The following is a 24,945-nucleotide window of genomic DNA, read 5'->3' on the forward strand; positions in this document are numbered from 1 at the left end:
CCGGAACATGTCGTGCTCTTCTGTCGTTTGTGGAATTTTGTCAAATAAGGGGGCAAGAAAGACCACTTCTACAATGGCGCTTTACGGAGGCGTGGAGATACTGAGGTATTCTATGTTTACCTTTACGTTAAGTTATGTTACTACTATGAGTAGCTAAAACAACAAGTAAGTCTAACAAAGATTACACCAAAAAAGCACAGGGCGGCAACCCTGTGCTTTTTCGTTGCCGTTTATATTACGGCATTGGCTAGTCACTATTTGTTGTTACTATCTAGCCATTTGCAAATGAAAGTCGTCACTTGTTTCACTATGTAGCCGGTGACGTTCTGTCTAAATTAATATAAGGGAAGACCGTAACACACCCCTTCTCAAACTGATCCTACGGTAGGTTTGTTCAGGGGTATGTTACGGTCTTCTGCGTTTGTATGATTTAGGTAGTAAAGGGAACGCCACAAGGCTACTACTCGTAACGGCATTCCTCAAGGAAAGGAGAGAGTGTTTTTTTCTGCATTGAATTTTATCGATGAATAGCATATAATAGTAATGTTATATCATAAAATCAGTGTATTAGGAGGCGAGTCCTATTTTAGACTTCAAGCGTTTTACCTTAGAAGATAAGCCCCGTATTGATGCGTATTTCTCAGAGCATCATTATGAAGCGTCAGATAATAGTTTTACTACATTATTTATGTGGCAAGATATTTATGGCATTACTTGGGCAGAAGAAGAAGGCGTATTATTTATTAAAGGTGGTGGAGTGACGGAATCTCCATTTATGTTACCACCGTTTGCAGGAAAAGATGCCAAGTTTGTAGATGGATTACAAATGGCGGAAGAGTGGTTCAAGGAGAATCAAATTCCATTTTTATTAAAAGGTGTTAATCCCATCATGATGGAACGGATGCAAAAGTTGTGTCCAGATTGCTATGAATTTATACCTGACCGTGATAACTTTGAATATATCTATCGCACGGAAGATATGATTACTTTAGCAGGTAAAAAGTTACGTCAAAAGAAAAATCATTTGAATCAATTCCGCATGCAATATTCTAACTATGAATATATGCCAATTGATGAAAATACGATTCCTCTCTGTCGTGAAGCCGCAGCACAATGGGTGGAGACACACCATGAAGAAGGTATCGAAGATGAGCTAACCGCTATTAATTTGCTCTTCGATCATTGGGATGCATTGGGCCTTGTAGGTGGTTGTATTAAATTGTTCGGACGAGTAGAGGCTTTCACCATTGGAGAAATGTTGAATGAACATATGGCGCTCATTCATATCGAAAAAGCAAACCCAACCATCCGTGGTTTGTACCAAGCTATTAATAATGAATTTATTCGTCATGAATTTGCGGATACACAGTTTATCAACCGTGAAGAAGATATGGGCTTACCAGGTCTTCGCATGGCGAAAGAGTCGTACAACCCAGATCATTTTGCTGAAAAATATGATGCTCGTTGTATCAAACAAGGCGCTTGCGAGGATAGCCATCCATGACCTATTTTTGGGAAGGATTACTGATCGGCTTTGCCGTGTTGGCGCCCATAGGAATGCAGAATCTATTTATCATTAATACAGCATTGGTACAAAAGGTATCACGCATTATCACCACCATTTTAATTGTGGCATTTTTCGATCTTACCTTGAGTGTGTCAGCTTTTTATGGCATTGGTGCCATCTTTGACATATGGCCATTTTTGAAAGGTATCGTTTTATTGCTAGGTGGGGCGGTTATCTTTTATATGGGCTATACTGTGTTCAATTCGGAACCGAATGTATCTCATGTGGATACGAATGTGACCATCTGGAATATTGTGACCACTGCCTTTGCGGTGGCATGGCTGAATCCGCAGGCACTTATCGACGTGACCATGATGTTCGGTGCTGTGAAAGCCAGCATTCCAGAAGAAGCATCTCTCTATTTCTTGTTGGGATACATCGTGTCCGCCTTTGCTTGGTTTGGAGCATTATCGACGATCATTCATAAATTGTCAAAGCGCATCAAGATTTCGCAACTCGTATGGATTAACCGCATCTGTGGGTTGATCCTATTCGGGTATGGTGCTAAACTCTTTTTAGATGGTGTCTTATTGTATATATAATTTATGAATTACCATTGCTTTCTTTGGTGAGGCATTGTAATATAACAACTAATTGGGGTATGCGTTTGAGGATGCATACTTGAAAGAGCCGGCTACGCTGGCTCTTTTTCTATGTCAGTAAACTTTCACAAAAGAAGTGTATAAAGGGTCTAGCAGTAGGCCCTTATTTTTTTATATAATAATAGAATAAAGTATACGAACTGTTTTCTATGTACCATAGCGATGGAAGAGGGATTATTTTGAAATTTAGAATTGCCAAAGAGTCAGACACAAAAGAAGTCAAACGTTTGTGGGCTTATTGTTTTGAGCCAGAAGATCATCCATTTTTTAAATACTATTTTGATACGGCCTATGAACCAGACAATACGATGGTGGGCATCGACCGTAGTTATTTGGTGAGCACCGTTCATTTACGACAAAATACCATTCGCGTTCGCGGTGTGGACCTACCTATGTCTTACATGGTGGGGGTTGCCACAGACCCGATTGTACGACGCAGTGGGGTCGGTAAAAAATTACTGAAAGCAGCCTTAGGGGAATTGAAAGAACGTGGCCAGGGCTTAACCATTTTAATGCCATCTTCTGCAGGATTTTATCAAAACTATGGCTGGGATTTGTATGCCCATCAATGGGTACAAACCATGAAATTGGATGAGTTAGCCCCTCTGTTAAAGAAATTAGACAAAACCTTATCTTTTGGCATGTTGCGTTCCCCACGTGAATGGAAACGTTTAGCAGGCGTTTATGAAACCTACACAAAACCATTGTCTGGCTATGCAGTACGAAAAGAAAAAGAATGGGTTCGTTTGTTGGAATCCATTTTTGCAGAAGGTGTGCAAGTAGGATATGTAAAAAATGATTCTGGACAATTAGAAGGCTATTGTTTCTATCGCTTAGGAGAGCCTGAAATTGCAGTGAGTGAGTTTGTGTACACCACTCGCCGTGCGCAAAAAGCATTGTTGAACTTCTTGTACAACCATCGATCCCAAGGTGACAGCGTACGTTGGAACGAAGGCATGATTGACCAAGGTTACATCTTTCACACGAATGGAAAAACAGGGCACAGCACGATGCCATTTATGATGAGTCGTGTCGTAGATGTGAAACTAGCTATGGAAAGTATTCCCGTACCCGTAGCCTTAGAAGGAGCGATCCAATTCGGAGTGAAAGACCCATTATGTGAGTGGAACCACGGCACCTATGTAGTGTCCTATAAAGAGGGGAAAGCGCAAGTGGTGAAACACAAAGAACATGTGGATATCAATGCAAAATTGGTGTTCTCCGTAGGGGCCTTGAGCTTACTTCTTATGGGACGCATGAGCGCGACGGAACTTGCCTTTGAAGAAACACTAGAAGGACCAGATGATATATTAGAAGTGTTAAATCGGGCGTATCCAAGACAAAATACATATATTAATGAATGGTGGTAAGATGCTTTGTTAAGTTGATACCATCACCAGAAAATAAAAAAGAGCACTATGCATTTCTTGACAAACTGTGAGAATACCTAAGTTCGCCATAAGATGTGTAGTGTTCTTTTTATTTTTCTATTGATCTTATACAGAAGAGCTGGTAGAGTGATCTTATATACATGTATATAGGAGATAGAGATGAGTGCGATAAATTTTACTAAATCATTACAACATAGTGGGCCAGAGTTTGTATCGAATAATGCAGAAGAAGGTCGGAAGGTTATTTCTGCTATAGAGAGCGAGTTAAAACGGTGTGAATCTTTTTTTATCAGCGTAGCCTTCATTACAGCTGGTGGACTAAGTCCGTTATTGATGACGTTAAAAGAGTTGGAAGAAAAACATATTCCAGGTCGTATTTTGACAACAAATTTTTTGATGTTTAATGATCCTAAAATACTAGATAAGTTAAGTCAGTTTAGTAATATTGAGCTTCGCATATTTGATGCACAAGGATCTGATGTAGGCTTTCATACGAAGGGGTATGGATTTCATTTACAAGATGAGTTCACTATCATTATGGGTAGTTCGAATATGACCCTCCACGCATTGACAAGAAATAAAGAGTGGAATGTACATTATAGTTCTCATAAGCAAGAATCTTTTGTGACGTCTGTCTTAGAAGAGTTTGAAAGCTTGTGGGCAGCAGATGAAACAAAGACCTATGTAGACTATATTGATATATATAGAATGTTATATAAACAGTATAACGATTCTACTAAGAAACAATTACCAGCAGTGGCAGATGCGAGTGTAACTGAATATAATCAATCCCCAAAAGTATTACAGCCGAATAGTATGCAGTCCTATGTGATTGAAAAGTTTGCAGAACTATATGAGACAGGGGCTAACAAGGGATTATTAATTTCTGCAACTGGTACAGGTAAAACCTATGCATCAGCCTTTGCGGTCAGTAGTGTTACACCGAAGCGTGTATTATTTTTAGTGCATCGTGAACAGGTGGCTCGACAAGCGATGGAATCCTATCAACGGGTGATTGGTGACTCCGTGACGTATGGTGTGTTATCAGGTACAGCAAAGGGGTTTTCTGAGACGTATTTATTTGCCACTATGCAAATGATGTCGAAGCCAGATTGTTATGAGAGATTTGCCCCTACAGATTTTGATATTATCGTCATTGATGAGGCACATAGAGCAGGATCTGAAAGTTACCATCGTATTATGGAATACTTCAAACCTAAGTTTTGGTTTGCTATGACTGCTAGTCCAGAGCGTACAGATGATTTCGATATTTATAAGCTATTTGATTACAATATTATTCATGAAATACGATTACAACATGCATTAGAGGCAGATTTACTATGTCCATTTCACTATTTTGGTATCGGACAATTATCTGATGGCATCACAACCTATGAGGGTGATGAAGCACAGAGCATTTTTGCCAATGAATGGGATTACCAAATAAGAGCTAGATTAATTCTAGAGCAATGTAATTTTTATGGATATTCTGGAGAGCGAGTAAAAGGGTTAGTATTCTGTCATAGTATTGAAGAAGCACAAGAACTATCCAAGGCTTTTAATCAACTAGGGATGAGAACTATTAGTTTAAGTGGTGCAGATTCGCAAGAAATTCGGGAAGAGGCTATTCAACGATTATCAGGACCGGATGCCAATGATGCATTAGACTATATTATGACCGTAGATATTTTTAACGAAGGTATCGATATTCCAGAAGTGAATCAAGTGGTTATGGTCCGTGGTACAGAGAGTCCTATCGTATTTGTACAACAATTAGGTCGGGGATTGCGACGTCACAATAGTAAGGACTATGTAGTTGTTCTTGATTTCATTGGAAACTTTAATAATAACTTTATGATTCCTGTAGCTCTGTCCGGAGATGTAAGTCATAACAAGGATAGTTTACGGTATTATGTGCAAGAAGGTACACGAGTAATTCCGGGTGCATCTACGATCCATTTTGATGCCATTGCCCAAGAACGTATTTTTAAATCTATTGATACAGCTAAATTCACACAGATTAAACATATTCGACAAGCCTATAAAAACTTAAAATATAAATTAGGTCGTATTCCCAAATTGATAGATTTTGAAAACTATGGAAGTATCGATATTTCATTAATCTTTAATAGTAATGCAAAAACATATTATAAGTTTTTGGTAGACTATGAAAAAGACTACACGCATAGGTTTTCGTCGGTAGAAGCGAAAATACTAGAGTATATGGGCCAGTATATGGTACTTGGCAAACGAGTACATGAACTATATGTATTGGAAGGTTTGTTGAAAGGTGAAGTTAATCCACTGACGTATATGAGAACACAGTTACTAGGATTAGGTATTCCTTGTACAACTCATACGGAAAGAAATATCATCAATTTATTTACAGGTCAGTTTAAGACAGGATCCTCCAAAGCTGGATTTAAGGATGCCGTGTTGTGCGATGAAGTGGTAGATGGATTGCAGATATCAGCGGTATTCCGTGAAGCTTTAGAAAATGAAGGGTTCCGTGATATGGTCGAGGACTATGTGAAAGTGGGCTTTCAAAGAAATAAAAAATATTATAGTCAGCGATATGAGGAGGCCTCTTTTACACTATATCAAAAATATACTTATGAAGACGTATGCCAGTTAATGGAGTGGGAAACTAGTATCGTACCATTAAATATTGGTGGTTATAAATATGATGAGGCTACCAAAACATATCCGGTATTTATCAATTATGATAAGGGTGAAGATATTGCAGATACTATCAGATATGAAGATAAATTATTATCTCCACAGCAATTAATTGCTATTTCTAAAAGTGGTGTTGACCTTAGTAATAATTTGGTACAAAAAGCGTTACATGCAAAAGAAGAAGGCATTACTATGCATTTGTTTATCCGAAAAAATAAGAACGATGAAGATGGGGCAAAAGAGTTTTATTATTTAGGACATATACATGCAACAGGAGAAACAGAAGTATTTACTATGCCAGGTACAACGAAAAAGGCAGTTCGTATTATGTATGATTTGGAAACTCCGATACGTGAAGATTTGTACGACTATTTTGTGAACCATTAAAGGAGCTATGGATGAAGACGATAGAAGTAGTAGCGGCAGTTATTTTGAAAGATAACCAAGTATTAACTACACAAAGAGGTTATGGAGATTTACAAGGACGTTGGGAATTTCCAGGAGGTAAAATTGAGTTTGGAGAAGATCATAAAGCAGCTTTATCTCGTGAGATACAAGAAGAATTAGATGTGCAGATTACAGTAGGGGATTTTTTAACAACCGTAGAGTATGACTATCCTAATTTTCATCTCATTATGCATGCCTATCAATGTGAGTTATTAGGAGAATTTCATTTACAAGAACATAGTGCAGCTCGTTGGTTAAACTTAGAAACCTTATATGATGTAGATTGGTTAGAAGCAGATTTACCTATCGTGGAATGCGTGAAAAGTTTTATGTAGTCTTTACTTTGATGCTGCATTACATTATAATTTAAAGCAAGAAAGTACATAAAATGATATGAGGGGGGATATCTATCGATAATTCAAAGAGAATTTTAGAAATAGCAGAATATAATAATGGGTTAGTTACGACAGATATGGTTGTAAAAGAAGGTATATCACGGAGTAGCTTACAATATTTAGTACAACAAGGAAATTTAGAGCGTGCTTCAAGAGGGGTATATACATTACCTGAAGTATGGGAAGATGAATTTGTTGTCTTACAAAACCGGTATAAACGTGGAATCTATTCTTTGGATACTGTGTTATATTTAACTGATTTAACTGATAGGACGCCAATACGGTTTAATATGACATTCCCTTATGGCTATAACTTAACAAATCCAAAGGCTGATGGAATTTTATGCAGGGGTATACGATCATCATTATATGATATTGGCATAAGTGCATTAGTAACGCCCAGCGGCAACACGGTAAGGGGATACTCTGTAGAGAGGACTTTATGTGACATTTTGCAACCAAGGTATCATACAGATATTCAAGTTATTATAGAAGCATTTAAACGATATACTAAAAGAACTGAAAAAAATATTCCTTTACTTTCCGAGTTTGCAAAGCTGTTGAAAGTAGAGGATAAAGTTCGTTCTTATTTAGAGGTGTTATTATGAAAAATGCTATGCAGCTTAAAAGTGTTATAAAAAAGATTGCAAAGGATAAGAATATATCAGCACAGATACTTTTACAAAACTATATGTTAGAACGTTTTTTAGAGCGAATTTCATGTAGTAAGTACAAAAATAACTATATCCTCAAAGGCGGATTTCTCATTGCATCTATGATTGGAGTGAATATGAGATCTACTATGGATATGGATGCAACAATAAAAGGGTATCCATTAAATAAAGAAACAATTATAGAAATGATTGATAATATTATAAGGATATCGTTGGACGATGGAATATCTTTTAACAGAGGTATAGTGCAAGAAATTAGAGAAAAAGATGAATATATTGGATATAGAGTATCATTAGTTGGCAATTATGAAAAAATGTCAGTGCCTCTAAAATTGGATATTACTACTGGTGACAAGATTACACCAAAAGAAATTGAATATACATATAAGCTTATGTTAGACGAAAGAAGTATTAATATATTGGCATATAATTTATCAACGATTCTTGCAGAAAAGTTAGAAACGGTTGTTGCGCGAGGAGACCAAAATACCAGACTTAGAGATTATTATGACATTTTTATATTAATTAAGTTAGAGAGTCAAAATATAGAAATATCTACTTTGCAAATGGCATTAAGAGAAACTGCAAAAAAACGAGGTACATATGATAGGATAAAAGAGTTCGACCAAGTTATTGAAATAATTGAATTTAGTGATATTATGCAGCAACGATGGAGGAATTATTCTAAGAACTTTAGTTATGCAGAAGATATTAGGTTTGAGGAAATATGCGCAGAGATTAAGAATATTTTAAAACAATTAAATATATAAATCATATAAGCACATATTAAGATCATAGAGTATAGGAGAGAACATGAAAAAAATAACGACATCGATTTTGCTAGCGCTATTCAGCGCCACAATTTTTACACCAGCCCATGTAGAAGCTAGCTGGTTATCTAAAACGTGGAAAAAGGTTGAAAAGTCTTGGAATGAAGCGGGTACACAAAACACATCTACAGAAACAAGTAGTCCTTCTGAGGGTACAGTTCGATTACCACAGCGATCTGACTATCCTAGTAGCTATAATTATGGCTATAAAAAAGATATGGGATTAAATGATATTGAGTTTGTTGTACTGGGCGTTCCATTTGGAGCAACTATGGGGGATATTAAGAGAAGCTTAGGTACTCCTACATATGAAGGAACCCATTTGAGGTATGGTGGAGTTACATTTTATAATGGCGCTATCAAAGGAAATATAACAGATAGGGATTCTGTTAGATATATAATAATTACCAATCGTGATGCTACTACGTATCGAGGAATAGCTGTAGGTGATTCATTAGAGCAGGTCTATAAAGCCTATGGTAAGCCTATATATATTTTTGAGGATAATTCATGGTTTTATGGTATGTTTGTATGGGGTGGAGATAATCTTTTTGGTATCAAATTTAAAAATGATGGTAAAAAGGTTACAGAAATTTTCATTGGATAACGAATTAGATATAATGAATGCATTAAAATTAATACGAATTGTAGCTGAGTCTGTATAGATTTGTTCAGCGTAGTTATTTATATAAGTATTGAAAGAGGATTGGAGAGAGAATATGAAAAAAATTACCACATCTATTTTAATAGCACTATTCAGTGCCACCATCTTTACGCCAGCCCATGTAGAAGCTAGCTGGTTGTCTAAAACGTGGAAAAAGGTTGAAAAATCTTGGAATGAAGCGGGGAAACAAAGTAGCTCTACTGGAACAACTAGTACTTCTTCTAGTACAATTCGGTTACCACAACGGTCGGAATATCCGAATAGTTACCCATCAGCTCAAAAAATTGGATATCAGTTAGGGGGACAAGAACGCAGTATTGCAGGGATATACCCTAATGCTACCTATGAGGAAATTCGCCAAATTTTAGGCAATCCTACAGAAGAAGTTCATCACGAGTACAGACGAGATGGAGAGCAACGGGCCTTTATGCGATATGGCGGTATAACGTATAGCAGTATTTACGGGGACATAGAAAGAGCTGGAGTCATTGAAGTCACTAATCGTGATGCTGCTACCTATCGAGGAATTGCAGTGGGTGACTCCTTAGAAAAGGTATATGAGGCATATGGTAGACCAGTACGTATTTTTGATGACAATACTTGGTTTTACGGTGTATTTATTTGGCGATCAGATTATATGTATGGCATTAAATTCATTAATGATGGTGAAAAAGTGACTAAGATTAGAGTATTCTAACAATTCTACTAACCCAAAGGAGGCACAACATGAACAAAACGCAACTATTCCAAACTTCCTCCTCTCTTCGCCAATCCTCTCTCCATCAAAACAACTCGACATCCATTACCTACGAATACGCCCCTCTCCTAGAAGACTTCCCCCTCACTCACGGTGTGACGTACCGCTATGGTGGTGTCAGCGAAGGTAGCTTTAACAGTTTCAACATGGGATTACATGTCGGGGATACGCCAGATGCGGTGGCAGAGAATCGTCGGCGCTTAGCACAGGTGCTTGGTGTGGATTCTAGTCGGTTGACTTGTGGTGAGCAAGTGCATGGGGTAGGCGTGACGAGGGTCACACCAGAGCTTGTGGGTCGAGGTGCTTTCAGTTGGGACGATAGCATCCCGGACAGCGATGCGATCCACACGAACTTGGTGGAGGTTCCTCTCTTGTTGCTTGTGGCGGACTGTGTGCCTGTTCTCATCTATGATACGGCACATCATGCAGTGGCGGTTGTTCATGCAGGTTGGCGTGGTGCCATCGCTCACATTGTAGAACGAACGATAGATAGTATGCACGAGGCATATGAAACGTCGCCATCCGATTGTTATCTCTTCATCGGCCCATCCATTGGAGCGGACTCCTTTGAGGTAAGCGAAGAGATCGCTGAACAATTTCGACGAGACATGCGTGCCTTGGGGCTTTCACAGGTGGATCAGGTGGTGCGTTATATCCAACGAGCAGAGCAACCGACACCCCATGTGGATTTGAAAGGATACATCGTTGCTTGTGTGGTGCACAAGGGTGTACCACTGAAGCAAGTGGCGATATCATCCACAGACACGATGACCACTGATGGATGTTACTCGTATCGGCGAGATCAAGGGTGCACCGGGCGCATGGCGATGTTCGCTGTCTTGCGAGACCAAGCCTAGGACACAGATGTCTTAGACTTGTTTCTCTTAAGGAGAGGCACTTTCACAGGATGCCCTAAGACCTTGTAGGGCACTGGAGGATATCACATGCGATGACGGTGCACAATCGGGGGTATATACTTTCATCCAGACATGAAATACTTGACAAATATATAATTTAGATAACTAAGAATAAGAAAATACAGAGAACTAGGCTTGAAATCATGCTTTTTCTATGTACTTTTCTTATTCTTTCGTTTATAATAAAAAAGATAAAGTATTATTTTTTTTATGAAGACCTTTCAGAGTGGAATGTAACGACGAAAGAGGACTGACATATATGATAGCAACAGCATTACATGAAGTGCAGGAACGCATTGAAGCGGCGAAGGCACGAGTGGGAAGAACAGATTCTGTTACGCTAGTAGCGGTGACGAAGAATCATCCTGTAGAGGCGGTGCAAGAGGTGGCTCATCTAGGTGTAAGAACCGTGGGCGAGAATCGTGTACAAGAAGCGAAAGAAAAAATGGAACTCTACCAGGGACCAGAACTACAATGGCATTTGATTGGACAATTACAAAACAACAAAGTGCGCAATGTGGTGGGGAAGTTCAGGCTAATTCATTCAGTTCACAGTGTTAAGTTGTTGGATGAAATTCAGCGCATTGCCTCTAGAAAAGGTTTGATACAAGAAGTATTACTACAAGTTAATGTGGCACGAGAAGAAAGCAAGTCTGGTATGGATGTGGAAGAGTTTCCTACCATACGGGAATATGCTAAAACATTACCCAATGTACGGGTAAAAGGGCTTATGTGTATGGCACCATTTTTTGATGATCCAGAAGAGGCACGCCCAATTTTTCGAGTGGCCCATGCTTTATTTGAAGACATGAAACTTCATTTTGATGAAGGGCAGATTGAATATATATCCATGGGGATGACCCATGATTTTGAAGTAGCAATTGAAGAGGGTGCAAATATTGTTCGTGTAGGAACCGCAATATTTGGAGAACGCCACTATGATAAGTAATGGAGGAAATGACGATGGCACTGAAAGACAGCTGGAATTCTGTAAAAAACTTTTTTGGCGGTAATCAAGATGATGGATATGAATATGAAGAGTATTCAGATGATACATATGAAGAAGAATTTCAACAGCCAGTGGTAACAGCACCAGTGGCAGGTGGTAATGGACCTGTAGCATCAGCAGCCCATCCAAAAACAGGAGGATATAACACAGTGGCACAACGTTCTAGTGGTATGAAAGTAGTCATCGTAGAGCCAAAAGCATTCGAAGACTCTGAAAACATTGCAAATCAATTACGCGATATGCGTCCAGTAGTGATTAATTTTGAAAACACAGACCCTCATGAAGCGGCACGTATTGTGGACTTTGTTAGTGGTGCTACATTTGCTTTAGATGGTAAATTAGAAAAAATTGGCAAAGATATTTTCATCTGCGTGCCAGTAAATGTAACAGTAGATTATACAGATAAAGAATATACAGAAATATCTGATAAATTAGCTTGGAAAGAGCCACAAGCCTAAGTATTAGGAGGTAGCCATGCAAAAAATACTACTAATTGGCGTAGGATCGATGGGTGGTGCTATTTTACAAGGGGCTTTGGAACAAGGTGTTTGGGGTCCTGAGGAAGTAGATGTATTGGTGCGTCGCAGTGAACAAGCGGCGGAATTAGAGCGCACATTTGGTGTGACAGCCTTTACGGATTGTGATGCCATACCTGCTTTTGATGAGTACAGAACCATTGTATTTGGCGTAAAACCTCAAGTATTGCCATCTCTTATGCAAGAGGTGGGGCCACTCATTGAGCCGAGAACGCTATGTATTTCTATTGCAGCAGGCATTACATTGGACACATTGCAGTCCTTTGCGCCTCATGCGCATTGGTTGCGAGCTATGCCGAATACACCAATCTTAGTGAAAGCCGGTTTTACAGCCATTGCAAGTAGTGATGAGGTAACTCCAGGTGAACGGGAGCAAGCCTTGCGTATTTTTGAAGCGTTAGGCGAAGCTGTTGTATGTTCAGAAGCTGATTTAGATCGTATTGGCGCCATAGCGGGAGCGGGCCCAGGCTATATGTATACCATTTTAGATGCGATGGCAAATGCAGGAGTTCGGATTGGACTCACTAGGTCATTGGCGTTGCAAGCGGCGGTACAGACCATGTATGGCTCGGGATTAATTGCCTTAGAAACAGGCTCTCATCCTAGTGTACTGCGGGACCAAGTGACCTCTCCAGGGGGAACTACTATAGCAGGGATTGCTGCCATGGAAAAAGAAGGATTGCGGTCCTCTATTATGGAAGGTGTCCTAGCTTGTTATGAGCGGTCAAATGAAATAGGAAAACAACGTGAAAGATAAAGAAAAGTTAATTCGATATTTTGAAGCATCTGGTAATGGCGAAGAAGCTAGACGTATGATTGACCTAGCTGAGCAAGTACAAGCAGGCAGACCATACCGTGTAACAGATTTTATGTCTCCGGCAGGTCTTGTCATTGCGGATGCAGTGAAAGCGAATTTCGGTGGTATTGATATCATCTCCAGCGGCGGCTATGAAGGGGCAGAGCGCCTTCGAGTAGCCTTTGTGGACCCGCATTTTCAAGGCTCTGTAGATTTACAAATTGCGGTGCTGAAAGTATCTTGGGATCCACGATTCCGACTGTTGACGCACCGTGATGTATTAGGCTCGTTGATGGGGCTTGGTATTGATCGCACTCATTTTGGAGATATTATCGTCACTAGTGGTGGTGCACAGGTGATTGTTGATGCAACGATAGCAGATTTTGTAATTCAAAACTTCACAAAAATTGCTATGGTAACAGTGACAGTATCACGAATGGAATTGAGTGAATTACAACCGAAAGAAGAAAAAATAAAAGAAGTACGAACGACTGTGGCATCTATGCGGTTGGATTCTATCGCCTCTTCTGGTTTTAGTACATCTCGTACAAAAGTAGTAGAAGCGATTAAAGCAGGATTGGTACAAGTGAATTGGCAACCTGCAAAAGGGCCAGCGCAAGAAGTGAAAGAAGGGGATGTTATCTCTCTTCGTGGCAGAGGTCGTATGCAAATAGAAAGTATTACTGGAACGTCTAAGAAAGGACGTATTGGAGTACATCTAAAACGATTTATGTAAGGAGGCTGATCCTATGTTAACACCAATGGATATTCATAATAAAGAGTTTGGAAAAAGTATTCGTGGCTTTGACTGCGATGAAGTAAACGAGTTCTTGAATGAAGTGGTACAAGCCTATGAAATCTTGTATCGTGAAAACCGTGAAATGACTGATAAAGTAGAGCAAATGGAAAAACGGTTGAATCAATATGAATCAACAGAAGAAACTATGCGTAATACATTGGTACTGGCTCAAGAAACTGGTGAAAACGTAAAAGAGGCAGCTCGTAAAGAGGCTGATATAATTCTACAAAATGCAGAGCAGCAACGTAAATTAATCTTAGAAGATGCGAATCGTGCGCTGCGAGAAGCAGAAGCTAAATATGCTACCATTGCGAATGAAATGGCCGTGTTCCGTGCAAAAGTAGAATCAATTTTAACAGCGCAACTACAATTATTAGATGGTATTGCTTTACAGGACATCACACCTGTAGAGACTGAAACAGAAGCATAAGGTGAATTTCGGCTTGATTATTCAAGCCGTTTTTGCCATTGTAGAGACATATAAGGATAGTAGTAGAATGATAACAGTTGGACTTTCACTAAAAGACAGGCCTTGTCTTGTGGTCGGCGGAGGGCAAGTAGCTCTGCGTAGAATTGAAAAGTTAATAGGCGAAGAGGCATCTATTATAGTAGTCAGTCCTGATGTATTGCCTGACATTGTAACATACCATAAAGAAGGTGTATTACAATGGATTGGAAAGCCTTATAGCTCAGAATATATGGTAGGTCAACAGTTTGTCATTATTGCTACTGATATTCCTGCTGTGAATGCGCAAGTCATGGAAGATGCTCAAGAAGTACAGGCTTTCATTAATCGGGCTGATGTGAAAGATGATTCTACTTGGGTATTCGGCAGTGCTACGGAGATTGGTGATTTAGAGATTTCTATATTTACCAATCAAGTGAGCCCACGAGTGAGTCGCTTGCTTAGACAGGATATAGAAACCAGATATGGCATATTAGCCGAGTGGCTACCTCAGATTCGTCTATGGAGACAAGAATTACAGCATATATTAGATACGCCAAAAGAACGAGAGCAGTTCTGGCGTACAAATTTAGGAGAATCGGAGTTTATACAAATAGTAGAGGGTCAAGGAGACTCAGTGAAGGAGAATATTGTACATGCAATTAGTCGTATTAGGTCTGAATCATAGAAGTGCACCTGTAGATGTACGAGAGAAATTTTCTTTTTCCAAAGAAGCTCTCGATCATGCTATGGATCACATCTATGCTCATGAAGAAGTAGAGGAATGCGTCCTTTTATCGACGTGTAACCGCACAGAACTCTATGTCGTCCTAAATGATATGGAGAATGTAAAAGAATATATGATACGTTTATTACTGCATCTGAAAGGTGAAGAAACAGTAGACGTAGATGAGAAATGGTTCTTCCTCCATGAAGGGAAGGCATGTATTTCTCATTTATTTAGAGTAGCATCTAGTTTAGATTCTCTTGTGTTAGGAGAAGGTCAAATTTTGAGCCAATTAAAAATGGCTTATATTTCTTCTTATAGCAAGGGATTAACAGCGTCTGTATTTAATATTATTTTCCAAAAGGCCATTGCTGTAGGGAAACGTGTGCGTACAATGACGGGGATTGCGAATACGCCAGTATCTGTTAGTTATACAGCAGTCAATTTAGCGGAAGATAGTTTAGAGATTCCTATCAGTGAGGCAAAGGTTCTCATTTTGGGAGCTGGTCAAATGAGTGAGCTCACAGCTCGTCATTTACAAGCTAAAGGGGTAAAGAGTATTTTCGTGTCCAACCGGACGTTCAAAACAGCGGAAGAATTGGCAACCCAATTTAATGGTAAGGCTGTGGTTTTTGATCATTTCGTAGAAGAAGCCAAAACAGCAGATATTATTATTACATCTACCGGTGCACCGCATTATGTGATTGAGCGGGAAGAAGCGGAAGAAATCATGGATGGTCGAGATGGTAAGTCGATTGTTATGATCGATATTGCCGTACCTCGTGACATCAATCCAGATGTAACAGAAATTCCAGGAGTGTATTTGTTTAACATTGATGCCTTGGAAAGTGTAGTAGAAGCGAATAAACATCAACGAGAAGAAGAAGCTCGAAAAGCAGAGCCTATCTTAGAAGAAGCCTTACAAGAAATTGAAGAAAAATTACAGTATCTATCGGTTCGTCCTATTATGGTCTTGCTTAGTGAAAAAGCAGAAGCCATTCGTAAACGTGAAGTGCATCGCGCGATGGCAAAATTACCTAATGCCACAGAGCTAGAACGTAAGATTATTAGCAATATGTCCCGTATGTTGGTACGTAAATTATTGCGAGATCCAATGATTCATTTTGGTGAAATCGCGGGTAAAGAGGAAGAACGAGATTATTGGAAGTTATTCCAAGATATGTTTGCTTTGGAAGTGGAGGACGACACACTATGAGAGACACAATTCGTATAGGCACCCGTAGTAGTGCCCTTGCTTTATGGCAAGCCAATTATGTGGCAGATACATTGCGCAAACATTATCCACAGTGCAAGGTGGAGTTAGTCCATCACAGTACGAAAGGTGATCGTATTTTAGAAAAACCATTGGCTGAAATCGGTGGCAAAGGTTTATTTACAGAAGAGCTAGAAGCATCTATGCGTGATGGTAGCATCGATTTGGCTGTACACAGCTTGAAAGATATGCCTACAGAATTGCCAGAAGATCTGGTACTAGGTGCGATTACAGAGCGTGAAACACCATGTGATGCTTTGGTATCTCCGAAATATAAAACACTGGATCAACTGCCACAAGGTGCTAAGGTAGGAACCAGTAGTTTACGCCGTCAAGCACAATTGTTGAATCAACGACCTGATTTGCAGATTTCTGTACTTCGTGGGAATGTGCAAACACGTTTGAATAAATTAGAAACAGAAAACTTTGATGCCATTGTATTGGCAGAGGCAGGATTAAAACGATTGGGTTTAGAATCTGTTATTACACAGACTTTCACCAGCGATGAAATCATCCCTGCTGTAGGGCAAGGGGCATTGGGCATTGAATGTCGCAAGGATGATGTAGAAATGCTAGACATGTTATCTGTATTGCACGATGAAAATACTATGTGGGCCACACGTGGAGAACGCAGTTTTCTTCGCCAATTAGAGGGCGGTTGCCAAGTACCGATGGGCGTGCATGGGACAATTTATAAAGGACAATTAACGTTGAAAGCTATCATTGCTTCTTTAGATGGAAAAAATTGTTTTGAAGGTGAATTGTCAGGACCAAAAGAAAAAGCAGATATGTTAGGTCGTAACTTGGCGAAAGCTCTCTATGAAGAAGGGGGAAAGGCCATCATTGACGATTTAGTAGAAAGAGGAGTATTGAAATGACAGGCATTGTATATTTAATTGGTGCCGGACCGGGTGATCATAAATTAATCACTCTAAAAGGTAAGGAATGTATTGAAAAAGCAGACGTTATTGTCTATGACTATTTAGCAGATGCTCATTTCTTGTCCTATGCGAAAGAAGGAGCAGAGATCATTTATGCAGGTAAAAAAAGCAACAATCATACGATGCATCAATGGGAAATCAACGAACTTCTCGTAAAATGCGGGTTAGAGGGCAAAGTAGTAGCTCGTTTAAAAGGAGGCGACCCTCTAGTGTTCGGCCGTGGTGGTGAAGAAGCGTTGGCTTTGGTAGAAGCGGGTGTGCCATTTGAATTTGTACCTGGTATTACATCTGGGATTTCTGCGCCAGCCTATGCTGGGATTCCTGTTACCCAACGTGCCATGGCGACGTCCTTTGCTATCGTTACAGGTCATGAAGATCCAACAAAACCAGAGTCTGGTATGAATTGGGAAGGCTTAGCTAAATCTGTGGACACGATTTCCTTTGTGATGGGTATTTCTAATTTACCGAACATTGCCACTAACTTAATCAAATACGGTCGTCCGAAGGAAACGCCAGTGGCGGTCATCCGTTGGGGCACAAAACCAATCCAAGAAACGTTGGTCTCTACCTTGGAACATGTCGTAGAAGATGTAGAAAAAGCGCAATTGAAAGCACCAGCTATTGTTATCGTTGGGGAAGTAGTATCTTTGCGGGAGCAATTACGTTGGTTTGATAATAAACCATTATTTGGTAAAACTATCGTGGTCACACGAGCTCGTAGCAAAGCTAGCGCCTTATCAGAACGCTTATTAGAATTGGGTGCCCATGTCATTGAGGCATCCGCTATCAAAACACAGGCATTACCTCGTACAGAGGAGATGGATGCGGCTTATGATAGCTTATCTTCCTACGATGGATTAATTTTTACATCTGCCGAAGGGGTGCGATTCTTCTTTGATGGCTTACTAGATCGTGGACTCGATAGCCGTGCCTTAGGTTCTATGAAAGTATGCGCCATCGGTAGTGCTACGGCGAAATCCTTATTAGATCGAGGTATTCGTGCAGATATCGTGCCACCGAATTACCAAGCGGAATCTGTGGTGGAAATGATCACTGCTGAACAAGATCGTGTATGGCCTGAGCAAGCGTTAGGTGACTTGCGGTTTGTGTTGGTACAACCAAAAGTGGCGCGTGACGTGATTTATAAAGGACTTTCACAAGCAGGATGCGATGTGACGGTATTGCGTTTGTATGAAACAGTACAAGACACGTCCCACAAAGAATATTTAGAAGAAGCCTTGCAAGCAGGGGAAGTAGATTACATTACGTTTACAAGTTCTTCTACGGTAACGAATACAAAAGATATGCTTGGCTCCGATGCAGTGAGTTTATTAGGAAACACGAAGGTTGTTTGCATTGGACCGATTACAGGTGCTACCTGTGTGGAAGAAGGGATTCAACCAGATTTAATTGGTGAAACTTTTACAATCCCTGCGATGGTGGATCTAATCTTGAACGATTGCAAATAGAAAGAGGCACAATATGGAATTACGAAATCGACCAAGACGATTGCGCATCAGCCCAGCTATGCGTGCGTTGGTTCGTGAAACAACATTACAAGTAGAAGACTTAATTTATCCTATATTTATTGTTCCCGGAACAGCGGTGAAAGAAGAAATTTCTTCCTTGCCAGGGCAATACCATGTGTCCGTGGACGAAGCTGTAAAATTGGCGAAAGAAGCCTATGACTTAGGTATTAAGGGCGTCGAAATTTTCGGCATTCCTACTTACAAAGATGAAGATGGTTCTTCTGCGTGGGATATGGAACAACCGGTGCAACAGGCGATTATGGCTATCCGTAAAGAAGTGCCAGAGTTGATCGTTATTTCCGACGTATGCCTTTGCCAATACACATCTACAGGCCATTGCGGTCATGTGGAACATCATGAAGTCATCAACGATGCTACCTTGCCATTGTTGTGTAATGTAGCAGTGAGCCATGCGAAAGCGGGCGCTCATATGGTGGCGCCATCGGACATGATGGATGGACGTATTGCTGCCATCCGTGAAGCCTTAGATGCAGCGGGATTTAGCCATGTATCGATCATGAGTTATGCGGCGAAGTATGCATCCGCCTATTATGGACCATTCCGTGATGCGGTCCATTCTGCACCGGGATTTGGGGACCGTAAAGGATACCAAATGGATGAGGCCAATCGTTTAGAAGCGTTGCGTGAAGTGGAACAAGATATTATCGAAGGGGCGGACATCATTATGATTAAACCAGCTCTATCCTATTTGGATATTGTACGCGAAGTACGGGATAACTTCGATTGTCCTTTAGCCGTTTACAATGTCAGCGGTGAGTATGCCATGATTAAAACAGCTGCGGCAGCGGGACTGGTAGATGAAAAACGCATTACCTTGGAAACATTGCTATCCATGAAACGAGCAGGGGCGAAGATGATTATTACCTATCATGCCTTGGATGTGGCACGTTGGCTACAGGAAAAATAGTGTGGAAATATAGGAGCCATTATGTTTAGTTTAGAAAAATCAAAACAAGCCTTTACAGAGGCTCGTACATATATGCCGGGTGGTGTGAACAGTCCCGTTCGCTCTTACCGCAGTGTAGGGGGCAATCCTCCTTTTATCAGTTCTGCTAGCGGATCTCGCATTTACGATATTGATGGCAATGAGTACATCGATTACGTATTGTCTTGGGGTCCTATGATTCTAGGTCATGCGAACCCTGAAATTGTAGCATCTATTTTGGAAGCCATCCCTCGTGGTACTAGTTATGGAGCACCAACACTGCTTGAAACAGAAGTGGCGAAAAAAATTCAAGCTTTCTATCCATCTATGGAAATGGTACGCATGGTGAACTCTGGTACAGAATCTACTATGAGTGCCTTGCGTTTGGCTCGTGGCTATACAGGTCGTGACAAAATTGTGAAATTTATCGGCTGTTACCATGGTCATAGTGATAGCTTGTTGGTGAAAGCTGGTTCTGGCTTAGCTACCTTTGGCGTTCCAGATAGTCCAGGCGTGCCAACTGGTGTGGCAGGGGATACGATTACATTGCCGTACAATGATTCTGATGCGGTTCGCCAATTGTTCGAGGCTCATGGTGAAAGTATCGCAGCCATCATCGTGGAACCAGTAGCAGGTAATATGGGCTGTGTACCTCCTGTGGAAGGATTCTTGGAGACTTTACGTGAAGTAACGACAGAGCACGGTGCAGTCCTCATCTTTGACGAAGTGATGTGTGGCTTTCGATCCAGTTCTGGAGGGGCACAAAAATATTACAATGTCATTCCAGATTTGACATGCTTAGGTAAAATCGTAGGTGGCGGTTTGCCAATGGCGGTATTCGGTGGTAAGAAAGAAATCATGTCTGCCATCGCTCCATCCGGTCCTGTGTACCAAGCAGGCACCTTAAGTGGTAATCCAGTAGCTATGGCGGCAGGTCTTGCGACGTTGACAATGTTGCAAAAAAATCCAACTGCCTTCCGTCAAGTAGAAGAATCTACGGAACTACTTTGCCAAGGCTTAGAAGCGGCGGCGAAAGAAGTAGGAGTACCAGTGGTGGTGCAACGTGTGGGCTCTATGTTTACCCTGTTCTTTACGGATAAAGCAGTGCATAACTTCGATGACGCCAGCGCTTGCGATATGGAAGCGTTTAAAACATTCTTCCACTACAACTTGGAACGTGGCATCTATTATGCAGCCAGCCAATATGAAAGCAACTTTTTATCTACGTGCCATAGCGATCAAGATTTGGCATACACATTACAAATTGCAAAAGAAGCGTTTCAGGCAATGAAAGGGTAATACGAGTATTGACCTTTTTTATGAAGCGTATGGGAAACCGATAAAAACTAATAGTATGTCATAGCATATATGTATGAATAGAAATGCCATACACATCGAAACTAATCTATGTTACACTAGATTATAGAGAGTGTATGGCATTCTTTAGGTTTTACATGGACGGAGCTCCTATTATCAGGATAGAAATCTCATGTGATACAGAGTTATTAGATACGAATATTTCAGATATATTAGATGAGATAGACGTGTCATATGTTATATATTGGAGGTGTAACAATGAGCGTGTTACTTTCGCCGAAAGAATTACAAGAACAATTAGATAGAGTGGTGGTCCTTGATGCTCGTGGCTTTGATGCCTATGCAGCGGCCCACATTCCGGGATCCTTTGCCATCGATATGGATGCACACATGAGTGGTCCTTTAGGCGTACACGGTGGTCGTCATCCCTTGCCAGATATGGCTGCCTTAGCAAATCGTTTGAGTGAATGCGGTGTGACCATTGATTCTCACATCGTGGTGTACGATGCGTGGATTTCCTTTGCCGGTCGGTTACGGTTCTTGCTACTATACATGGGTTTTACCAATGTGAAAGTCCTAGCCGGTGGCATTGAACGTTGGTATCGTGAAGGGTATCCATTGACTCAAGAGGAGACACCAACAGTGGCAGATCCAAAGCCATTGAAGTATACTTTGCAAGACCACTTACTCATGCATCGTGATGAAGTCTTACAAGCCAGTGAATCTGGTAGTCATGTTATCATCGATGCACGAGCACCACAACGGTATGATGGATCGGTAGTGGATACCATGGATGGTATGACAGGACATATTCCAGGGGCGATCAACCATTTCTACGAATGGGGATTTACTCCTGATGGTGTACGGCCCATTGCAGAATTAGAACAAGCCTACGGTGACTTAGCTAAGGTGGAGAAACCTATCGTTGCCTATTGTGGTTCTGGTGTGACAGCAGCAAACTTAATGATTGCTTTAGCAGAAGTGGGTATAGAACCAGCCATGTACTTAGGTAGCTCTAGCGATTGGGTGACCTATGAAGGGTTCCCGTTGGAAATAGGAGTTAATACATTATAGGTTTACATTGTCAGTATAGTAGATAGTGATTCAAAATATTTTCAATATAATACGATAAAAAACAGAGGCCTTGATGAGAAGACCTCTGTTTTTACATTCTATGTATTTTGTCATATATACATCATCACAAAGCATATGTAATGCATAGTATATAGGATGGGAAATTATCTTGTAGTTCATAAGAATGGGCTAATGACTGGCTGTTGAAGTGCGCCCTAATGTTACTTTCAAGAAGACACCTGTTAATGCAATAATCATACCTGTTACGATAAACATGGTACTAAAGCCCCATTGCGATACGATGGCAGAACCACCTACAGCGCCCATAAAGTAGCCAAAGAATAGAGTGGACTGGTTGTAAGCGAAAATTTGTCCAGCTAAATGTTTTGGTGTAATACTAGCAATATAGGTGTTGATTCCTGGCAATAGTCCGCCTAATCCAAAGCCTAGTAAAAAACGAATAATGCATAAGACGATAATCGAGTCAGTAAAGGCTTGTGGGATTGTTAGGCATCCTACATAAATAAAACTTGTCCAGAGAATGAATTGAGGCCCTAGTTTGTCGATATAACGACCGAGTACAGAGCTAGCTAACATTTGAGCAATCCCTGTAGAAGTGAAAGCTAAACCAGCTAATAATGCGATATGTTCATGGCCACGTCCTACAATGTGTTGCACGAATACTGAAAGGATAGGAGCTGAGGCCATAGTAGTAAAGGCAAAGATAAAAGAAGCTACAGATACAAAGATAAGTCCCTTCCAATCGGCGATAGATTGTTGTAAGTCTTTGAGAGAAGGTGAAGGGCCTTTTATTTTAGGAGTAAAGTCTTCTTTTATGAATAATAAGGAAGATAAAAAGGCTATGCCTAGTAAAGCGGATACGACAAAAAAAGCATACCGAATACCAAAAGTACTTCCCATATAACCACCAATCATAGGCCCTAGTAAGGAGCCTCCCAAGTTGGCAGCGGATAATAGACCTAAGGCCCAACCAGTTCTGGACTCTGGAGTTTGGGTAGCTACTAACGTAATGGACCCAGAAAAAAATCCAGATACCATACCATTTAAAATGCGGATCATCACAACATGTTCAGGGCTTTGTGCGAAACCAAGAAGTGCATTGGTGACCATCATTCCAAAACTAGCTCGTAGTAAAATTAATTTTCTTCCTTTTCTATCAGCTAGCTTTCCCCAAAAAGGTGAGACGAGAGCCACCATAAGATAAGTGACACCCATGGCGATACCAGACCAATTGGCAAGAGATCCTTGATCATGGACGCCCAGGTCCTGTAAATATAAGGGGATAAGCGGAGCTGCTTGACTGAGTCCCACCGATGCCATGAAGGCCCCGAATAAACAAACGTATAACGTGCGTTTCCAAAGTTCCATACTGACTCCTATGTGCGTGGTGTAAAACTGTAATCATCCATGTACCTATGGTAGCATATCAGTGAGATTTATTATACCCTTAATATAGATATGATGGTGTCAGGTTTTTTGTTGGGAAAATAATTAACTAGCTTTAAAAGAGGAGTCCTAGCCCCATTTAGTAGCAAGCGTTCTACACTAATGCCATTTAGCGTAACTATATCACAGACTTTCTATTATAACTTGTCACATCACTGCCAAGTTTTTCGTACAACTCTTTTACAGTAAGTTCTTTTTTCATAACTGCTTGTAATTCTTGTTCCGTTACACCAATAAATGCAATAAAATCTACACGTCCATAAAAGTTAGATACAACTCTTAATTCTGTATCAGGAATTGTAATAAAACCAACAATGTTAGATTTATGCTCTATGTCCATGCCAACAGTTTGTCCTGTATAAATGTATTCATAAGGTTTAAAAATTTCTCCATCTTCTTTGGTGCTTCGCGCAAGAGTCTGTAAGATACCAACCACATTTTTGAGTTCCTTTTCTTCATCCTCATAGGTATCTTTCTTTAACTTAAGGGTAAATTCCATACCAAATCCACTTTTTGTTTTATCTTCACTTTTTTTATCATAAAGTTCAGTTAACCCATAGGTGACATATTTAAAATAGTCCCCTCCGTCATAAATGGTAACTCTATCTAGAGGATCTGGTCCTCCTAGGTCCCAACGAATCATAGGAACATAATTCGTATAGATCGATTCATTGGGATACACAAGTTCTACCGCGTCTTCTATAACTAACATTCCATATTGAGGTACTTCTTCCGGCGTATAAGCGACACTACCCATTGCAAATATTCCTAACCGAGTCAACCCTATAATAGCTGTTAATACTAATACTGTTTTACTTACCTTCATTGTAACTCCTTTTTCTACACTTACAAAATAGTGGATATATCTATTATATCAAACCATGCCTATCTTCTTAAAAACATTTTACACTAACTCATAGGTATATATAAACATGTAATAGTTTGCTCTAGAGTTTTATGATTATCGGTCTAGTACTTGTACTTCTTGCATGTAAAGAATGTGCTTGTCCCTATTGCAACGGCCCCGCAGATAGTATATAATTGTACCTGTAATTGACAACGATATATGTTAATACGTTGATAAAGACGGTCATGCAAGGTAGCTCCGAGCGAGTGAGGGATGGTGAAAGCCTCATGGGTGAATGCATGGCAGATCACTTTTG

Annotated in this window: 24 protein-coding genes; 22 read left to right on the forward strand and 2 right to left on the reverse strand. The window is 40.3% G+C overall.

Annotated features, from left to right (window positions below; all coding sequences use genetic code 11):
• The first annotated feature begins 583 nt into the window (after positions 1–583).
• The 22 genes from EO121_RS05785 (at position 584) to EO121_RS05890 (ending at position 22,315) form a co-directional block, all read left to right on the forward strand.
• Positions 584–1,504, forward strand: coding sequence for a DUF2156 domain-containing protein (locus EO121_RS05785; protein ID WP_127166702.1), 921 nt, complete (start codon positions 584–586; stop codon positions 1,502–1,504).
• Positions 1,501–2,109: a LysE/ArgO family amino acid transporter gene (locus EO121_RS05790; protein ID WP_127160696.1), complete on the forward strand. Its 609-nt coding sequence runs from the start codon at positions 1,501–1,503 to the stop codon at positions 2,107–2,109. Before EO121_RS05785 ends, EO121_RS05790 begins: the two co-directional genes overlap by 4 nt.
• Positions 2,110–2,348: 239 nt before the next feature.
• A complete protein-coding gene (gene eis / locus EO121_RS05795) occupies positions 2,349–3,539 on the forward strand; it encodes an enhanced intracellular survival protein Eis (RefSeq protein ID WP_127166704.1) in 1,191 nt (396 codons plus the stop codon).
• 180 nt (positions 3,540–3,719) lie between these two features.
• Complete coding sequence (locus tag EO121_RS05800) at positions 3,720–6,626, forward strand: DUF3427 domain-containing protein (RefSeq protein ID WP_127166706.1); 2,907 nt, start codon at positions 3,720–3,722, stop codon at positions 6,624–6,626.
• A gap of 11 nt (positions 6,627–6,637) precedes the next feature.
• Positions 6,638–7,021 (forward strand): (deoxy)nucleoside triphosphate pyrophosphohydrolase, encoded by a 384-nt coding sequence (locus tag EO121_RS05805; RefSeq protein WP_127166707.1) that lies wholly within the window; start codon positions 6,638–6,640, stop codon positions 7,019–7,021.
• Between the two features lie 101 nt (positions 7,022–7,122).
• Complete coding sequence (locus EO121_RS05810; RefSeq protein ID WP_255416490.1) at positions 7,123–7,689, forward strand: type IV toxin-antitoxin system AbiEi family antitoxin domain-containing protein; 567 nt, start codon at positions 7,123–7,125, stop codon at positions 7,687–7,689.
• Entirely contained in the window at positions 7,686–8,525 is an 840-nt protein-coding gene (locus EO121_RS05815; RefSeq protein ID WP_127166711.1) for a nucleotidyl transferase AbiEii/AbiGii toxin family protein, read from the forward strand. The genes EO121_RS05810 and EO121_RS05815 overlap by 4 nt, the downstream gene beginning before the upstream one ends.
• A 43-nt stretch (positions 8,526–8,568) precedes the next feature.
• Positions 8,569–9,192: a TonB-dependent receptor gene (locus EO121_RS05820; RefSeq protein ID WP_127166713.1), complete on the forward strand. Its 624-nt coding sequence runs from the start codon at positions 8,569–8,571 to the stop codon at positions 9,190–9,192.
• A gap of 112 nt (positions 9,193–9,304) precedes the next feature.
• Positions 9,305–9,946, forward strand: a complete 642-nt coding sequence (locus EO121_RS05825; RefSeq protein WP_127166715.1) for a hypothetical protein — start codon at positions 9,305–9,307, stop codon at positions 9,944–9,946.
• Positions 9,947–9,975: 29 nt separating this feature from the next.
• Entirely contained in the window at positions 9,976–10,863 is an 888-nt protein-coding gene (gene pgeF, locus EO121_RS05830) for a peptidoglycan editing factor PgeF (protein WP_127166717.1), read from the forward strand.
• Between the two features lie 319 nt (positions 10,864–11,182).
• A complete protein-coding gene (locus tag EO121_RS05835; RefSeq protein ID WP_127166719.1) occupies positions 11,183–11,872 on the forward strand; it encodes a YggS family pyridoxal phosphate-dependent enzyme in 690 nt (229 codons plus the stop codon).
• Positions 11,873–11,886: 14 nt separating this feature from the next.
• Positions 11,887–12,390 (forward strand): cell division protein SepF, encoded by a 504-nt coding sequence (locus EO121_RS05840; RefSeq protein ID WP_127166721.1) that lies wholly within the window; start codon positions 11,887–11,889, stop codon positions 12,388–12,390.
• 16 nt (positions 12,391–12,406) lie between these two features.
• Entirely contained in the window at positions 12,407–13,225 is an 819-nt protein-coding gene (gene proC / locus EO121_RS05845; RefSeq protein ID WP_127166723.1) for a pyrroline-5-carboxylate reductase, read from the forward strand.
• Entirely contained in the window at positions 13,215–14,000 is a 786-nt protein-coding gene (locus tag EO121_RS05850; RefSeq protein ID WP_127160704.1) for an RNA-binding protein, read from the forward strand. Before proC ends, EO121_RS05850 begins: the two co-directional genes overlap by 11 nt.
• A gap of 13 nt (positions 14,001–14,013) precedes the next feature.
• Positions 14,014–14,493 (forward strand): DivIVA domain-containing protein, encoded by a 480-nt coding sequence (locus EO121_RS05855; protein ID WP_127166725.1) that lies wholly within the window; start codon positions 14,014–14,016, stop codon positions 14,491–14,493.
• Positions 14,494–14,560: 67 nt separating this feature from the next.
• Positions 14,561–15,196 carry a bifunctional precorrin-2 dehydrogenase/sirohydrochlorin ferrochelatase gene (locus EO121_RS05860; RefSeq protein ID WP_127166727.1) on the forward strand — a complete coding sequence of 212 codons (636 nt, stop codon included), beginning with the start codon at positions 14,561–14,563 and terminating at the stop codon, positions 15,194–15,196.
• Positions 15,165–16,451: a glutamyl-tRNA reductase gene (gene hemA, locus EO121_RS05865; protein ID WP_127166729.1), complete on the forward strand. Its 1,287-nt coding sequence runs from the start codon at positions 15,165–15,167 to the stop codon at positions 16,449–16,451. Before EO121_RS05860 ends, hemA begins: the two co-directional genes overlap by 32 nt.
• On the forward strand, positions 16,448–17,386 hold the full coding sequence (hemC, locus tag EO121_RS05870; RefSeq protein ID WP_127166731.1) for a hydroxymethylbilane synthase: 939 nt from the start codon (positions 16,448–16,450) through the stop codon (positions 17,384–17,386). Before hemA ends, hemC begins: the two co-directional genes overlap by 4 nt.
• Positions 17,383–18,918, forward strand: coding sequence for a uroporphyrinogen-III C-methyltransferase (cobA, locus tag EO121_RS05875; RefSeq protein ID WP_127166733.1), 1,536 nt, complete (start codon positions 17,383–17,385; stop codon positions 18,916–18,918). Before hemC ends, cobA begins: the two co-directional genes overlap by 4 nt.
• A gap of 13 nt (positions 18,919–18,931) precedes the next feature.
• Positions 18,932–19,906 (forward strand): porphobilinogen synthase, encoded by a 975-nt coding sequence (gene hemB, locus EO121_RS05880; RefSeq protein ID WP_009353881.1) that lies wholly within the window; start codon positions 18,932–18,934, stop codon positions 19,904–19,906.
• A gap of 21 nt (positions 19,907–19,927) precedes the next feature.
• On the forward strand, positions 19,928–21,223 hold the full coding sequence (hemL, locus tag EO121_RS05885) for a glutamate-1-semialdehyde 2,1-aminomutase (RefSeq protein WP_127166735.1): 1,296 nt from the start codon (positions 19,928–19,930) through the stop codon (positions 21,221–21,223).
• Between the two features lie 276 nt (positions 21,224–21,499).
• Complete coding sequence (locus tag EO121_RS05890) at positions 21,500–22,315, forward strand: sulfurtransferase (RefSeq protein ID WP_127166737.1); 816 nt, start codon at positions 21,500–21,502, stop codon at positions 22,313–22,315.
• Between the two features lie 189 nt (positions 22,316–22,504).
• On the opposite strand, the gene EO121_RS05895 is transcribed toward EO121_RS05890, so the two are convergent.
• Together EO121_RS05895 and EO121_RS05900 are read right to left on the reverse strand one after the other, a co-directional pair.
• A complete protein-coding gene (locus EO121_RS05895; protein WP_127166738.1) occupies positions 22,505–23,704 on the reverse strand; it encodes an MFS transporter in 1,200 nt (399 codons plus the stop codon).
• 196 nt (positions 23,705–23,900) lie between these two features.
• Positions 23,901–24,608, reverse strand: coding sequence for a suppressor of fused domain protein (locus EO121_RS05900; protein ID WP_206168547.1), 708 nt, complete (start codon positions 24,606–24,608; stop codon positions 23,901–23,903).
• Positions 24,609–24,945: the final 337 nt, after the last annotated feature.

Source organism: Veillonella sp. CHU732 (assembly GCF_003992085.1).
In the GTDB taxonomy this organism is placed as follows: Bacteria; Bacillota; Negativicutes; order Veillonellales; family Veillonellaceae; genus F0422.

Excerpts from the sequence above, each read along its gene's own strand:
- EO121_RS05790 (WP_127160696.1), top strand. The coding sequence starts at position 1,501 with ATGACCTATTTTTGGGAAGGATTACTGATCGGCTTTGCCGTGTTGGCG.
- EO121_RS05800 (WP_127166706.1), top strand. The coding sequence starts at position 3,720 with ATGAGTGCGATAAATTTTACTAAATCATTACAACATAGTGGGCCAGAG.
- EO121_RS05805 (WP_127166707.1), top strand. The coding sequence starts at position 6,638 with ATGAAGACGATAGAAGTAGTAGCGGCAGTTATTTTGAAAGATAACCAA.
- EO121_RS05815 (WP_127166711.1), top strand. The coding sequence starts at position 7,686 with ATGAAAAATGCTATGCAGCTTAAAAGTGTTATAAAAAAGATTGCAAAG.
- EO121_RS05820 (WP_127166713.1), top strand. The coding sequence starts at position 8,569 with ATGAAAAAAATAACGACATCGATTTTGCTAGCGCTATTCAGCGCCACA.
- EO121_RS05825 (WP_127166715.1), top strand. The coding sequence starts at position 9,305 with ATGAAAAAAATTACCACATCTATTTTAATAGCACTATTCAGTGCCACC.
- pgeF (WP_127166717.1), top strand. The coding sequence starts at position 9,976 with ATGAACAAAACGCAACTATTCCAAACTTCCTCCTCTCTTCGCCAATCC.
- EO121_RS05835 (WP_127166719.1), top strand. The coding sequence starts at position 11,183 with ATGATAGCAACAGCATTACATGAAGTGCAGGAACGCATTGAAGCGGCG.
- EO121_RS05840 (WP_127166721.1), top strand. The coding sequence starts at position 11,887 with ATGGCACTGAAAGACAGCTGGAATTCTGTAAAAAACTTTTTTGGCGGT.
- proC (WP_127166723.1), top strand. The coding sequence starts at position 12,407 with ATGCAAAAAATACTACTAATTGGCGTAGGATCGATGGGTGGTGCTATT.
- EO121_RS05855 (WP_127166725.1), top strand. The coding sequence starts at position 14,014 with ATGTTAACACCAATGGATATTCATAATAAAGAGTTTGGAAAAAGTATT.
- EO121_RS05860 (WP_127166727.1), top strand. The coding sequence starts at position 14,561 with ATGATAACAGTTGGACTTTCACTAAAAGACAGGCCTTGTCTTGTGGTC.
- hemA (WP_127166729.1), top strand. The coding sequence starts at position 15,165 with ATGCAATTAGTCGTATTAGGTCTGAATCATAGAAGTGCACCTGTAGAT.
- hemC (WP_127166731.1), top strand. The coding sequence starts at position 16,448 with ATGAGAGACACAATTCGTATAGGCACCCGTAGTAGTGCCCTTGCTTTA.
- cobA (WP_127166733.1), top strand. The coding sequence starts at position 17,383 with ATGACAGGCATTGTATATTTAATTGGTGCCGGACCGGGTGATCATAAA.
- hemB (WP_009353881.1), top strand. The coding sequence starts at position 18,932 with ATGGAATTACGAAATCGACCAAGACGATTGCGCATCAGCCCAGCTATG.
- hemL (WP_127166735.1), top strand. The coding sequence starts at position 19,928 with ATGTTTAGTTTAGAAAAATCAAAACAAGCCTTTACAGAGGCTCGTACA.
- EO121_RS05890 (WP_127166737.1), top strand. The coding sequence starts at position 21,500 with ATGAGCGTGTTACTTTCGCCGAAAGAATTACAAGAACAATTAGATAGA.
- EO121_RS05895 (WP_127166738.1), bottom strand. The coding sequence starts at position 23,704 with ATGGAACTTTGGAAACGCACGTTATACGTTTGTTTATTCGGGGCCTTC.
- EO121_RS05900 (WP_206168547.1), bottom strand. The coding sequence starts at position 24,608 with ATGAAGGTAAGTAAAACAGTATTAGTATTAACAGCTATTATAGGGTTG.